This window comes from Aeromicrobium sp. REDSEA-S38_B2 (genome assembly GCF_001628525.1).
GTDB lineage: Bacteria > Actinomycetota > Actinomycetes > Propionibacteriales > Nocardioidaceae > Aeromicrobium > Aeromicrobium erythreum.
In genome coordinates this window covers 1-13,035 of the sequence record NZ_LUNH01000057.1, presented here as the reverse complement: position 1 = coordinate 13,035, position 13,035 = coordinate 1, and the positions used below count along the sequence as shown (strand labels likewise).

The following is a 13,035-nucleotide window of genomic DNA, read 5'->3' as shown; positions in this document are numbered from 1 at the left end:
GGTCAGCGGGGTGGGGAGGGTTCAGGTGGGGAGGCGCAGGAGGAAGAGGTCCATCACCCAGCCGGCCTCGGCCTTTGCGGCCGCACGCGCTGCCGCGATCGCGTCGGCCACGTCGGCCACCCGGCCCGCGACGAGCCGCTCCGACGGCGCCCCCAGGTTCGCGCCCCACCAGACCTGCCAGTCGTCGAGGCCCGACAGGTCGGTGCCCGACGTCAGGAACACGACGACGTTGCGCTGCCCCTGCTCCACCGCCTCGCGCAGACGGCGCTCCGTCGTCACGTGCACGGGCTGCCCGACCTCGTGCAGCACCACCCGGTGCCGGGCGGCGAGCAGCTGCAGTGCCGAGATGCCCGGCAGCACCGACCAGTCGACCGCGACCGCGCTCCGCGCGAGCACCCGCTCCACCACCCGGATGGTCGAGTCGTAGAACGCCGGGTCGCCCCACACGAGCACCACGACGTCGCCGTCGGGGTGCTCCAGGAGCGCCTGCTCCCACGCCTGCGCCCGCGCCTCGTGCCAGTCGCCGACGACGCCCTCGTACCCCGACGTGGTCGACGTCGACGCGGCCGACCGGTCACGCTCGGGGTCGACGACCTCCACGACCCGCAGGCGGGGTGCGTGGTGGGCCAGGAGGTCCCGACGCACCGCGGCGAGCGGGTCCCCCGTCCGCTTCACCGTCACCAGAGCCACCGACGCCGACTGCAGCGCGTGGACCGCCTCCAGCGTCAGGTGGTCGGGATGGCCGAGGCCGATCCCGACCAGGGTCAAGCGCCGCCGGGTCACGTGTGCCGGTCCTCCAGGTCGCCCTCGAGGTCGAGGTACACCTGCTGCATGGCCGCGACGACCTCCGGGTCGGGCTCGGCCCACAGGCCACGCTCGGCCGCCTCGCCGAGCCGCTCGACGATGCCGCGCAGCGCCCACGGGTTCGACGTGCGCATGAACTCCTGGTTGGTCTCGTCGAGGACGTACTCGGTGGCGAGCTTCTCGTACATCCAGTCGTGCACGACGCCCGCGGTCGCGTCGAAGCCGAACAGGTAGTCGACGGTGGCCGCCAGCTCGAACGCGCCCTTGTAGCCGTGGCGCTGCATGGCCGAGATCCAGCGCGGGTTGACCACGCGGGCACGGAAGACGCGCGTCGTCTCCTCCTGCAGCGTGCGGGTGCGCACCGCGTCGGGCGTGGTCGAGTCGCCGACGTAGGCCTTCGGCTCGGCGCCGGTGAGCGCACGGACCGTCGCGACCATGCCGCCGTGGTACTGGAAGTAGTCGTCGGAGTCGGCGATGTCGTGCTCGCGGGTGTCGATGTTCTTCGCCGCCACCGCGATGCGCCGGTAGTTGGCGCGCATGTCCTCCGCCGCCGGACGGCCGTCGAGGTCGCGGCCGTAGGCGAAGCCGCCCCACGCCGTGTACACCTCGGCGAGGTCGTCGTCGGTCTTCCAGTTGCCGGCCTCGATGACCTGCAGGATGCCCGCGCCGTAGGAGCCCGGCTTGGACCCGTAGATGCGGGTGGTGGCTCGACGCCGGTCGCCGTGCTCGGCGAGGTCGGCCTCGGTGTGCGCGCGCACGTAGTTCTGCTCCAGGGGCTCGTCGAGCTCGGCCACCTGGCGGATGGCGTCGTCGAGGATGCCGATGACGTGCGGGAACGCGTCGCGGAAGAAGCCGGAGATGCGGACGGTGACGTCGATGCGCGGGCGGCCGAGCTCCTCCAGCGGCACGACGCGCAGGCCGTTGACGCGCCGCGAGGCCGGGTCCCACTCGGGCTCGACGCCGATGAGCGCCAGCACCTCGGCGACGTCGTCGCCCGACGTGCGCATGGCCGAGGTGCCCCACACCGACAGGCCGACGGAGCGCGGGTACTCGCCGGTGTCGGACAGGTGCTTCTCGAGCAGGGAGTCGGCCATCGCGCGCCCGGTCTCCCAGGCGAGGCGCGACGGCACCGCCTTCGGGTCGACGGTGTAGAAGTTGCGGCCCGTGGGCAGCACGTTGACGAGTCCGCGCAGCGGCGAGCCCGACGGGCCGGCGGGGATGAAGCCGCCCTCGAGCGCGTGCAGCACGTGGTCGAGCTCGTCGGTGGTCTGCGCGAGGCGCGGCACGACCTGCTCGGCGGCGAAGCGCAGCACGTCGCGGACCACCGGGTCGTCGTGCAGGCCCTCGACGGCGGCGGTGTCCCAACCGGCGTCCTCCATGCCCTGCACGAGGGCGCGGGCCTGCTCCTCGACGGCGTCGATCCGCTGCAGCGACTCGCGGTCCTGCTCGTCGTCGGTGTCGCCCTTGAGCCCCAGCGCGGCGCGGAGTCCCGGCACGGCACCGGTCTCGCCGCCCCAGATCTGCGCGGCGCGCAGGATCGAGAGCACGAGGTTCACGCGCGCCTCGCCGCCCGGCGCCTGGCCCAGCACGTGCAGACCGTCGCGGATCTGGGCGTCCTTGATCTCGCAGAGCCAGCCGTCGACGTGGAAGATGAAGTCGTCGAAGCCCTCGTCGTCGGGCTGGTCGTCGAGGCCGAGGTCGCGGTGCATCTCGGCGGCCCGCATGTGGGTCCAGATCTGCTCGCGGATGGCGGGCAGCTTGGCCGGGTCCATCGCGCCGATGTTGGCGTACTCGTCGAGCAGCTGCTCGAGCTTGGCGATGTCGCCGTAGCTCTCGGCACGCGCCATCGGCGGGATGAGGTGGTCGACGATCGTGGCGTGCGCGCGACGCTTGGCCTGCGCGCCCTCGCCCGGGTCGTTGACGAGGAACGGGTAGATCAGCGGCAGGTTGCCGATGGCGGCGTCGGTGCCGCAGGCCGCCGACAGCGCGGCGTTCTTGCCGGGCAGCCACTCCATCGAGCCGTGCTTGCCCAGGTGCACGACGGCGTGCGCCCCGAACTCCTCTTCGACCCAGCGGTAGGCGGCGAGGTAGTGGTGCGACGGCGCCATGTCGGGGTCGTGGTAGATCGCGACGGGGTTCTCGCCGTACCCGCGGGGCGGCTGGATCATCAGCACGACGTTCCCGGCGCGGATGGTGGCGAGCACGATCTCCCGCTCGCCGTTCACGAAGAGCTTGCCGGGCGCGGGACCCCACGCCTCGAGCATCGCGTCGCGCAGGTCGGGGTGGAACCGCTCGAACCACTCGGTGTAGCGGCCGGCCGGGATGCGCACGTGGCTCTCGGTGAGCTGCGTGTGGGTGAGCCACTCCTCGTCCTGGCCGCCGGCGTCGATGAGCGCGTGGATGAGGGCGTCACCGGCCTCGGTGAGGTCGTCGTGCTCGAGGCCGGGGATCTCGCCCGGGGCGCCGAGGTCGTAGCCGGCGTCGCGCATGGCACGTAGCAGACGGATGGTGGAGGCGGGGGTGTCGAGGCCGACCGCGTTGCCGACCCGGCTGTGCTTCGTGGGGTACGCCGACAGCATGAGCACGACCTTGCGCTCGGCCGGCGGCGTGTGGCGCAGGCGGGCGTGGGCGGCGGCGATGCCGGCCACGCGGGCGCTGCGCTCGGGGTCGGCGACGTAGCGCGGCAGCCCGTCCTCGTCGACCTCCTTGAACGAGAAGGGTGCGGTGATGATGCGCCCGTCGAACTCGGGGATGGCGATCTGGTTGGCGGAGTCCAGCGGCGAGACGCCGTCGTCGGAGGCCTCCCACTCGGCGCGGCTCGACGTCAGGCTGAGGCCCTGGAGGATCGGGATGTCGAGGGCCTTGAGCCGCGCGACGTCCCACGACTCGTCGTCGCCGCCGGCGCTGACGGTGCCGGGCTTGGTGCCACCGGCCGCGAGCACGGTGACGATCAGCGCGTCGAGGTTCGCCATCTCCTCGAAGAGCGCGTCGGGCGCGGCGCGCAGCGACGAGCTGAAGATCGGGACGCCGACGGCGTCGCCCGTGGCGTCGACGGCGTCGGCCAGGGCGTGCGCGAAGCCGCTGTTGCCGCTCGCCTCGTGGGCGCGGTAGTAGAGGACGCCGATGCGGGCCTTGCCCGCGTTCTCCGCGGCGTCGGCGCCCTGCGGGCGGGGCGCCAGGCCCCACTCCGGGAGGACCTTCGGCGGCTCGAAGCCCTCGCCCGTCAGCAGGACGGTGTCGGAGAGGAAGGCGTGCAGCTGGGCGAGGTTCTCCGGCCCGCCCTCCGCGAGGTACACGTGGGCGTCGGCGCACACGCCGATCGGCACGGTCGACTGCTCCATCAGCTCCGCGCTGGGCGACTGCTCGCCACCGAGCACGACCATCGGCTTCCCAGTGGCGCGGATCCGCGCGAAGCCGGAGCACAGGTCCTGCGGGGAGCCGAGGATGCGGGCGACGACGAGGTCGGCCGCCTCGATCGCGGCCGCCATGTCCTGGTGACCCGGCTTGGCCGGGTTGGCGTAGACGTAGTCGGCGCCGCTGGCGCGGGCCGAGAGCAGGTCGGTGTCGGACGTCGAGAGCAGCGCGATGCGGGTCATCGGGGTTCCTCCTCGGGGTTCTCGCCCCGTGCGGCGGGAGTCGCCGCGAAGGGTGTCTGGCTGTACCTGCTCGCAGGCGTCACAGTGGCGGAACCGCGCCGGACTCGCACCGGCTTCCCCGACCCGCGGCGACGGGTCCCGGCCAGCCTAGTCGGCCGAGCGCCCGAACCCCCTATCGGTGGATCACCAACCCCAGGACGCTCCCTGCGGTGGATGATCCACCGATCGCCGGGATCGTCGTCACGGAGGTTGCTGATCCACCGATGGGGGGCTGCGGTGGGAGGGGGTCAGGCGAGGACGCAGTCGCCGCAGGTGCCGCCGCCGGGGATCCGGTAGAAGAGGCAGCAGGAGCGGCGCCGGAACGGCAGGTCGGGCTCCCCCGTGCCCACGAGGTAGGGGTGCGCGAGTGCCCGGGCGCCGACCTCGAGCGCGCGGTCGGCGACGTCGGGGCGGGCGAGCGTGGCCATGCGCAGCGCCCCGAACACGGCCGAGGCCGCGTTGCCCGCCAGCACCTGCTCCGAGACCGAGTGCTCCGTGCGCAGACGAGCGGCGAGCGGCGCCACCACGTCGGACAGCACGGCCTCGAGGTCGGGCGCCGACCACGCACCGGCGGCCAGGGGCAGCGTGCCCGTGGGCTGCTCGCGCCAGTGCACGTCGGCCGGCGCGTCGACGTCGAGGAGCAACGCGCCCACGGTCGGCGAGAGCAGGCGTGCGAACAGCCCCAGCGACGCCACCGACGCCGCCACCCGCGGCTCCACCGCCTGCCGTCCGTGGCCCGGCACCCCCGCCGAGCTCGCCGCGGAGACGCGCGACGCGAGCGCGAGGTGCGTCGCGACCACGCGCGTGTGCAGGTAGGTTCCGTCGACGAGGTCGGCCAGCGGCCGCCAGCCGTCGCCGTCGCCGGTCCGCTCGACGGCGAAGAACTCGCCGAGGCGGTCGAGCTCAGGCATGGCGACGGCTCACGACGCGTCGTCGGTGCGGTCCTGGGGGGCCTGCTCCCGGCCACGTTCCCACTCGAGCTCACGCTTGAGCCGGTCGAGCGTGCGGCGGATGTTGCCCCGCTGGAACGTCGCGAAGGAGTCGCGTCCCGTGGCCACCCGGTCGAACACCGACGCCGTCCAGTCGGGCCAGCCGGTGCGACCGTCGAGCCACGTCTCGGTCACGAGCGTGCCGCCCACGGCGGGCTCGAACGTGTACTCCCACGACGCCACCCGCACCGGCAGCAGACGTCGGCCCGGACCCCAGGCGCGCACGTCGAACGCGAAGCGTCGGCCGGGGTCGGCCGCCGTCACGACGCAACGCGTGTGCCAGCGGGCGCGGCCGCGACGGTTCGTGCCCACGAACACCGTGCCGACCCCGATCGGCGCGGCAGGGTCGGCGAGCTCGGCGCCCGTGTTCTCCGGGCTCCAACGCCCCATCTGCCGGACGTCGCTGAGCGCGGCGTAGACGACGTCGGGCTCGACGCCGACCACCACGGTGTCGCTGACGGTGAGGGCTCGGGACATGCACGGGAGGCTACCCGCGGTGCCGTCGCCGCGCCGACGCGAGGGGCGCCCAGGGAACAGGCGCGCCGCGACCGTCACCAGCCCCTCCCTCACCAACACTGGGCCCAGGCGGCCACCGACCGCACCGTCGGGGACGAGTCGTCGCAGAGCCGCTCGAGCAGGTCGGGCGACGACGCCGGGTTCGCGGCCACCCAGCCGCGGACCGTCTCGTCCGCGTCGGTCGCGAGCCGGTCGAGCAGGTCCGGCGGCGACGCGGGGTGGCGCGCCACGGCGGCGCGCACGCCCAGGTCGGGGTCGGCGGCCAGCCGCTGCAGCACCTCCGCGGCCGCCAGCGACGAGCCCGCCGCCGCGGCCCGCACCCGCGGGTCGGGCGACCTGGCCATCTCCGCCACCCGCCGCCGCTTGGACGCCGACGCCTCGGGCGAGCGGAACGTCGACACCGGGCGGGGGTCGTCGCCCGCGGCGCGCACCCGGGCCAGCTGCTCGGGGGTGAAGAACCCGACGCACGACATGCTCGCCCGCCCGCTCAGGAGCCCGCGCGGGCGTTGACCTCGTAGGAGGTGTTGATCGACTCGAAGAAGTTGACGAGCTGCAGGGTGTCGTTGGCCGTCGCCATCCACTTCGCCGGGTTCGCCGCTCCGTAGTGAGGCTCGAAGCCGAGCTCCTCCAGGCGCCGGTCGGCGAGGTAGCGGACGTAGGTGTTGATGTAGTCGGCGTTGAGCCCGAGGATCCCGTGCGGCAACAGGTCGCGGTTGTAGGCCTCCTCCATGGCCACCGCGTCGAGGACCATCTGGCGGATCTCCGCCGCGAACTCCTCGGTGGCGATCTCGGGGTTCTCGTCGAGCACCGTGAGGATCAGGTTGATGCCGAACTTCAGGTGCAGGCTCTCGTCGCGCACGATCCAGTCGACGAGGGAGCCGAAGTTGCGCAGCAGGTTCCGCTGCCGGAAGCTCAGCGCCACCATGAAGCCGGAGTAGAACCAGATCCCCTCGAGGATCACGTTGTACGCCACGAGGTTGCGCACGAAGTCCTGCTTGCCCGCGGTGGTCGTGATGTCGAGGGTCTGCTCGGTCATCCGCTGGATGAAGCGCACCTCGAAGGCCTCCTTGGCGGCCATCGACGGGACGTTCACGTGCGACTCGTACGCCGCGACCCGGTCGATGGGGAACGTCTCGAGCACGTACTCGAAGCTCATGCAGTGGTTGGCCTCCTCCCACATCTGCTTGGCGAGGTAGAGGTGGCACTCGGCCGCGTTGACGTAGGGGTACACGCCGAACGCGAGCGCCTTGTTGACGAGCAGCTCGTTGGGGTTGAAGTAGCTCATGAGGAAGGTGAGCGCGTGGCGCTCGTCGTCGCTCATGCGCTCGAAGTCGGCGAGGTCCTCACCGAGCTGGACCTCGTTGGGGAACCACGTGTTGGCGACGGCCTGGTCGTACAGCTCCATCGCCCACGGGTAGGTGACGGGCTTGAGCAGCAGGCCTTCGGCGATGCCGGTGCCGAGGATGGGCATGGGGGGTCTCGCTCTCTGGGGTCGGGGTGGTGAGGCGGCCGTCGCGGAGCCGGCTCGCGCGACGGCCGCCGGGTGGTCTCGATACGTCCGTCCCTGTTCGTGCCTCACGGGACGGACTACTCGACCAGCGGGTCCGGGGTTACTGGCAGGACTCGCACTGCAGGCGCTCCTGCGGATCGATCGGGCAGGCGGACCCGTCGACGACGTCGAGCTCCTGGATCTCCTCCGGCACGACGGCCACCGGAGCCGGGGCCGGGGTCGGGGCTGCGGTGGCGGCGCCGAAGCCGCGGCGGGCGCCGAAGCCGCGCCCGCCCGACGTCGTCGCACCCTGCGGGGCGACGGCCTCGGCCTTGTTGACCCTGACGGTGCTCTGCTCGGCGGTGTGCCGCGGCATCATGTGCAGGTAGTAGGTCGTCTTGACGCCCCTGCGCCACGCGGCTGCGTAGAGGTCGACCATGTCGCCGACGTCGCGGCTGGCGAGGTAGATGTTGCGGCTGATCGCCTGGTCGATCCACTTCTGCGCGCGGGCGGCCACCTCGAGGAACGCGTAGGGCGACAGCTGGAAGCTGGTCCGGTAGATCTCGACCAGGTCGGCGGGCGCGCCCTCGACCTTCGACAGGTCGCCCTGGTGGCGCAGCAGGTCCTCGCGCAGCGACTCCCACAGGCCTCGCTCGCGCAGGTCCTCGACGAGGTTGCGGTTGACCTCGAGGAACTTGCCCGCCGCGGTCGCCCGGCTGAAGATCTGGCTGAACTGCGGGTCCAGCCCCGGAGTGGTGCCGGCGACGAGGCCGATCGACGCGGTCGGCGCGATGGCCATCAGCGTGGAGTTGCGGACACCTCCCGCGACCTTGGCGCGCAGCGCGTCCCAGTCCAGGCGGGAGCGACGCGTGACGTCGACGGGCACGCCGCGGTCGGCCTCGAGCAGGTCGAGGGAGTCGAACGGGACCATGCCCTGGCTCCAGCGCGACCCGGCGAAGTTCGGGTACGCGCCACGCTCGCGGGCGAGGTCGGCGGAGGCGTCGATCGCGTGCCAGCTGACGAACTCCATCAGCTCGTCCATGAGGTCGTAGGCGCGCTCGCTCTCGTAGGACCAGCCGAACCGCTCGACGACGTCGGTGAAGCCCATGACGCCGAGCCCGAGGGCGCGGTTCTCCTCGTTCGAGCGCTCCGACTCCGGCACCGAGCTGATCGTGATGTCGATGAGGTTGTCGAGCTGGCGGACGGCGAGCCGCGTGGACTCGGCGAGCCGGTCCCAGTCGACGCGTGCGTCGCCGCGGCGTCCGACCACGTGCCGGGAGAGGTTGATCGACGCCAGGTTGCAGACGCTGATGTTCTCGCGGTCCTGCGGCAGGCAGATCTCGGTGCACAGGTTCGACAGGTGGATCGTGCCGGTGTTCTGGTTGAGGGCGCGGGTGTTGACCGTGTCCTTCCAGGTGAGCCACGGGTGCGACGTCGTCTGCAGCGTCGTGAGGATGGCGCGGAACTGCTCGCGCGCCTTCAGCTTCTTGTGCCGGATCTCGCCGCGCTCGGCCTGCGCCGCGTACTCGGCGTAGCGGCGGCTGAACGCCTGGCCGAACAGCTCCGGCAGGTCGCCGACCTCGAGCGGGTCGAACAGGTACCAGTCGGCGTCGGCCTCGACCCGCTTCATGAACTCGTCGGAGATCCAGACGGCGGTGTTGGCCGTGCGCGTGCGCCGGTAGGGGTCGCCGGAGTTCTGCCGCAGGTCGAGGAACTGGCCGAAGTCGAGGTGCCAGTTCTCCATGTAGAAGCACAGGGCGCCGAACTTCTTGCCGCCCCGGCTCACGGCGCGCAACGTCGAGTCGATGGTGTGCATGAACGGGATCGGACCGGTCGAGCTGGTGTTGTTCGAGCGGATGGGGGAGCCCTCGGCGCGCAGCTGCGTGACCGAGAGGCCGATGCCGCCCGTGCCCTTCGTCAGCCACATGACGTCGCGGACGCTCTTGGCGATGTGCTCGATGTCGTCCTCCATCTGCATGACGAAGCAGTTGGAGAGCTGGCTGTACGCGGTGCCCGCGTTGACGAGCGTCGAGCCCGCGGCGAGGTACTCGAGGCGCGACATCTTGTCGTAGAACGCCAGCGCGGCCGTCGTGGCGTCCTCCTCGTTCAGCGCGAGGCCCATCGCCACGCGCATCCAGAAGAACTGCGGCACCTCCAGGGGCGTGCCGTCGGGCTCGGTGATCATGTAGCGGTTGCGCATGGTCTGCGCGCCGACGTAGCGCAGCAGGTCGTCGCGGTCGGGGTCGAGCGCGGACCCGAGCCGCTCGAGGTCGAAGGCCTCGGCCAGCCGCTCGTCGAGCAGCCCGAGCTCGACGCCGCGCAGGATCGCGCGGACGAACGCCGGACCGTGGAAGGCGTACACCTCGTCGCGGGTGACGCCCTCGCCGAAGATCTTCTTGTAGAGCGTCTTGACCAGCAGGCGCGACGCGATCGTGTCGAAGGCCGGGTCGTCCTTGACGTTCTGCAGCGCGACGCCGATGACGGCCTCGTCGAGCTGCTCGCTGCTGATGCCGTCGAACAGCGTGATCTCCAGCTCGGCGCGCAGCTGCGTCGCCCGGGAGACCTGGTCGGGCAGGCCGGTGGCGGCCTCCTCGATGGATCTCGCGATCTCGTAGCCGTCGTAGTCCGCTCGGCTGCCGTCGCGCTTGATGACGGTGATGGTCATCGGTTCACCCCTCGTGAACTCGTCGTGACTGACGCAGTCCACGGGCACGCGGGGAGAGGAGGACGGGTCGCGGGCACGCCACGACGTCGTCTGATCCTTGGACCTTCCCACGAGGTCGCGGACCTCCACCGGTGGCGGTGGAGCACTGGCAGGTCTTCGGACTCGCGGGCCAGGCATCGCTGCCGCCTACTGGGTGTCGCTTCCCAGGGATGCATCTCTGCAGGGCCCCAGTGCTGATGACACCGTTCGTTCCCACTCACCGCTGCGGGGCAGTTCCGGTCTCTCACCGGATTCCCTCTTGCGACGACCCGTCTGGATGACGGGCCGAACCAGCTGCACGACCCACCATATACGGGGAACTACACGAATGTAACCCCTACATCTTGGGTTCATGCGAACGCCGCCTCCCAGTTGTCGGGAGGCGGCGTCTGCGGACGAGGTCAGAGTGCGGCGGCGGCCGCCCGGCGCTCGACGTCGGCTTGGTGCGCCCGCCAGGTGCGGGCCGTGAGCCCGGTGAGGGCGAGGGCGACACCGGCCCACAGCGCGGTGCTCGTGGCGAGCGAGCCGATGCGGAAGGCGTACAGGGTGGTGGCCGGGAAGGAGTCCGGGACCTCGTCGATGGGCGCGAGGACGAGACCGGCGACACCGACCACGACGACGTACAGGGCGGCCCCGGCGACGACCGCCACCCACGGGCCGCGGGCCAGCAGGGCCCGCGCGAGCAGGACGGCGGCCACGACGGCCAGCAGCGACACGGCGACGAAGCTGAAGTACAGGGCGGTGCGCTCGCCGATCGTGTCGGCCGAGCCGACCGCCGGCGGGTTCGGCGGGTACTTCAGCCACGGCACGACGGTGTAGGCGAGGTAGGCCAGCAGCACCACGACGGCGGTGGAGCCCACCGGGCCGAGCCCGCCGAGCCGGCCGACGGCGAAGGCCGAGGCGATGCCGACGACGCCGCCGGCGACGAGCCACACGATGATCGTGGCGGTCGCGAGGCCGGGGCCGGCCTGCTCGCCTCGGCTGATCGCGGCGTCCTCGTCGCCGTGGGAGTGTCCGCCGGACTCCTCGTGCGAGTGCGCGCCCTCCTCGTGCGAGTGGCCCGCGTCGGCGGCGGCACCGCCGGACTCCTCGAGGGCGATCGCGCGGTCGATGGGCGGCTCGCCGACCACGGAGGCGGCGGCGAAGGCCAGCACGCCGCCGAGCAGACCGGCGAGCAGGCCGTGGACGAGGAACGTGCGGGCGGTCAGGTGGGGTGTGCGGGTGGTGCTCATGGGTCGGGTCCTTCCCGAGCGGAGCGGCGCGACACGTCCCGTCGCGCTGACGGGTCGCTCGGGCCGCGGTTCGACGACAGGGAGCCCACGGTGTCGCCGCGGGCTCGGGGCGGGTGCCCGGAGGCCGGGTCCGCTGGCAGGACCGACCGGGCTCAGGCCCGGTCAGCCGCAGGGTCGGTCAGGGGCAGCGTCGTTCAGTGGCAGCGTCGTTCAGTGGCAGGGGAAGCCCAGCAGGTGGCGTCCGTCGTGGACCCACTCGTGCACGCCGGTGCCGGAGATGAGGGAGGTCGCGCCCTGCTCGGCGCCCACGAAGTAGAGCGCGACGAGGGCGAGGAGCGCGATGAACAGCGCCCATGGGGCGAGCTCGCGGACCGGGATGGAGACGACCGGCACCGCGGGGGTGTCGACGGAGGGGTTCAGCTGCGACATGGCAGGCCTTTCCTGAGGGATGAGTGCGTCCCGTGGATGGAGGGCTGTCGACGACCAGGGTCTGGCTCCGTCTCCCCGGTGCTGCTGGGGCGACGTCACAGTAGCGCTACTGCGCCGGACTTCCACCGGCTTCCGTGGTGGTCGACGTGCCGAGCGTAGGGCATGGGCCGGTCGGTGCCACCGGGGTGTGGCGCGCGTCTCATGGTGCGAGCGCGCGGGCCTCCTGCTCCGGCGGCTCGCCGGGACGACGTCGTACCGTTCACCCGTGACCGTCGAGCCCGTGAGCACCCCGTCCGCCGTCCGTCCTCCCGACCCGGCGATCCACGCTGCGGCACGCGAGCGGCTCGCAGGCCTGGCCACGCCTCCCGGGGCGCTGGGCCGGCTGGGCGACCTCGCCTGCTGGGTGGCGGCGACGCAGGGCGAGGTGCCGCCGCGTCCGGTCGACCAGGTGCGCGCCGTGGTGCTCGCCGGCGACCACGGCGTGACCGCGTCGGGCGTCTCCGCGTTCCCGAGCGCCGTCACGCCCGCGATGGTCCGCACGTTCGCCGCCGGACGCGCCGGGGCGAGCGTCCTCGCCGCCCAGCACGGCGTGAGCCTGCGCGTGCTCGACCTCGGCGTCGACGACGACCTCGCCGACCTGCCCGACGCGGTGCGCGCCCACAAGGTGCGGCGGGGCAGTGGGGCGATCGACGTCGAGGACGCGCTGTCCGCGGACGAGACGGCTCGGGCGCTGGCCGCCGGCCGGGCGATCGCGGCGGAGGAGATCGCCGCCGGTGAGGACAGCGCCGAGCACCTCGAGCGCCTCGTGTGCACCGGCGGCGTCGACGACGCCGCCTGACGCGTACGCCCGTCACCACACCGACCGCCAACCCCGCCCCACCAGGAGACCGCCCCATGACCGACACCGTGCTCAGCTCCGCCTCCAAGGAGGTGGCCATCGGCTTCGGCCGGCCGTTCGTGATGATCGGCGAGCGCATCAACCCGACCGGCCGCAACCTGCTCGCCGAGGAGATGAAGAACGGCGACTTCAGCCGGGTCGAGTCAGACGCCATCGCCCAGGTGAAGGCGGGTGCCCAGATGCTGGACGTCAACGCCGGCATCCCGCTGGCTGACGAACCCGCCCTGCTGGCCCAGGCCATCCGGCTCGTGCGGGCCTTCACCATGTACTTCCACCTCGCCAACGTGGCCGAGCAGGTGCACCGCATCGAGGACCTCAACATCGGCGGCACCCGCGCCG

General features: G+C 72.3%; 11 protein-coding genes and 2 riboswitches. Of the genes, 2 read left to right on the top strand and 9 right to left on the bottom strand.

Translation table 11 applies throughout. The annotated features are described in order from the left end of the window. Positions 1-21: 21 nt before the first annotated feature. The 9 genes from cobF to A6Q81_RS12205 all read right to left on the bottom strand — a co-directional run bounded on the left by cobF (position 22) and on the right by A6Q81_RS12205 (position 11,798). Positions 22-783: a precorrin-6A synthase (deacetylating) gene (gene cobF, locus A6Q81_RS12245; protein ID WP_286690620.1), complete on the bottom strand. Its 762-nt coding sequence runs from the start codon at positions 781-783 to the stop codon at positions 22-24. Continuing rightward, positions 780-4,400 carry a cobaltochelatase subunit CobN gene (cobN, locus tag A6Q81_RS12240; protein WP_286690619.1) on the bottom strand — a complete coding sequence of 1,207 codons (3,621 nt, stop codon included), beginning with the start codon at positions 4,398-4,400 and terminating at the stop codon, positions 780-782. Before cobN ends, cobF begins: the two co-directional genes overlap by 4 nt. Positions 4,401-4,435: 35 nt before the next feature. Next, a riboswitch (cobalamin riboswitch) is annotated at positions 4,436-4,551 on the bottom strand. A 136-nt stretch (positions 4,552-4,687) separates the two neighbouring features. After that, positions 4,688-5,350, bottom strand: coding sequence for a (2Fe-2S)-binding protein (locus A6Q81_RS12235; protein ID WP_286690618.1), 663 nt, complete (start codon positions 5,348-5,350; stop codon positions 4,688-4,690). 9 nt (positions 5,351-5,359) lie between these two features. Next, on the bottom strand, positions 5,360-5,905 hold the full coding sequence (locus A6Q81_RS12230) for an SRPBCC family protein (RefSeq protein WP_286690617.1): 546 nt from the start codon (positions 5,903-5,905) through the stop codon (positions 5,360-5,362). A gap of 89 nt (positions 5,906-5,994) precedes the next feature. Continuing rightward, a complete protein-coding gene (locus tag A6Q81_RS12225) occupies positions 5,995-6,417 on the bottom strand; it encodes a HEAT repeat domain-containing protein (protein ID WP_286690616.1) in 423 nt (140 codons plus the stop codon). Positions 6,418-6,431: 14 nt separating this feature from the next. Then, positions 6,432-7,415, bottom strand: coding sequence for a ribonucleotide-diphosphate reductase subunit beta (locus tag A6Q81_RS12220; RefSeq protein WP_067860251.1), 984 nt, complete (start codon positions 7,413-7,415; stop codon positions 6,432-6,434). A 139-nt stretch (positions 7,416-7,554) separates the two neighbouring features. Next, positions 7,555-10,098 carry a ribonucleoside-diphosphate reductase subunit alpha gene (locus tag A6Q81_RS12215; RefSeq protein ID WP_286690615.1) on the bottom strand — a complete coding sequence of 848 codons (2,544 nt, stop codon included), beginning with the start codon at positions 10,096-10,098 and terminating at the stop codon, positions 7,555-7,557. 130 nt (positions 10,099-10,228) lie between these two features. Next, positions 10,229-10,448: riboswitch (cobalamin riboswitch) on the bottom strand. Positions 10,449-10,538: 90 nt separating this feature from the next. Next, positions 10,539-11,369, bottom strand: a complete 831-nt coding sequence (locus A6Q81_RS12210; RefSeq protein WP_286690614.1) for a CbtA family protein — start codon at positions 11,367-11,369, stop codon at positions 10,539-10,541. 210 nt (positions 11,370-11,579) lie between these two features. After that, complete coding sequence (locus A6Q81_RS12205) at positions 11,580-11,798, bottom strand: CbtB domain-containing protein (RefSeq protein WP_067860245.1); 219 nt, start codon at positions 11,796-11,798, stop codon at positions 11,580-11,582. Positions 11,799-12,063: 265 nt separating this feature from the next. Between A6Q81_RS12205 and A6Q81_RS12200 the strand changes: the two genes are divergently transcribed. Continuing rightward, positions 12,064-12,636 carry a nicotinate-nucleotide--dimethylbenzimidazole phosphoribosyltransferase gene (locus A6Q81_RS12200; protein ID WP_286690613.1) on the top strand — a complete coding sequence of 191 codons (573 nt, stop codon included), beginning with the start codon at positions 12,064-12,066 and terminating at the stop codon, positions 12,634-12,636. Positions 12,637-12,692: 56 nt separating this feature from the next. Then, a partial coding sequence (locus tag A6Q81_RS12195) for a hypothetical protein (protein ID WP_286690612.1) occupies positions 12,693-13,035 on the top strand: 343 nt, incomplete at its 3' end.

Coding starts and splice junctions, on each gene's coding strand:
- A6Q81_RS12230 (WP_286690617.1), bottom strand. CDS start 5,905: ATGTCCCGAGCCCTCACCGTCAGCGACACCGTGGTGGTCGGCGTCGAG.
- A6Q81_RS12225 (WP_286690616.1), bottom strand. CDS start 6,417: ATGTCGTGCGTCGGGTTCTTCACCCCCGAGCAGCTGGCCCGGGTGCGC.
- cobN (WP_286690619.1), bottom strand. CDS start 4,400: ATGACCCGCATCGCGCTGCTCTCGACGTCCGACACCGACCTGCTCTCG.
- A6Q81_RS12220 (WP_067860251.1), bottom strand. CDS start 7,415: ATGCCCATCCTCGGCACCGGCATCGCCGAAGGCCTGCTGCTCAAGCCC.
- A6Q81_RS12205 (WP_067860245.1), bottom strand. CDS start 11,798: ATGTCGCAGCTGAACCCCTCCGTCGACACCCCCGCGGTGCCGGTCGTC.
- A6Q81_RS12210 (WP_286690614.1), bottom strand. CDS start 11,369: ATGAGCACCACCCGCACACCCCACCTGACCGCCCGCACGTTCCTCGTC.
- A6Q81_RS12235 (WP_286690618.1), bottom strand. CDS start 5,350: ATGCCTGAGCTCGACCGCCTCGGCGAGTTCTTCGCCGTCGAGCGGACC.
- A6Q81_RS12215 (WP_286690615.1), bottom strand. CDS start 10,098: ATGACCATCACCGTCATCAAGCGCGACGGCAGCCGAGCGGACTACGAC.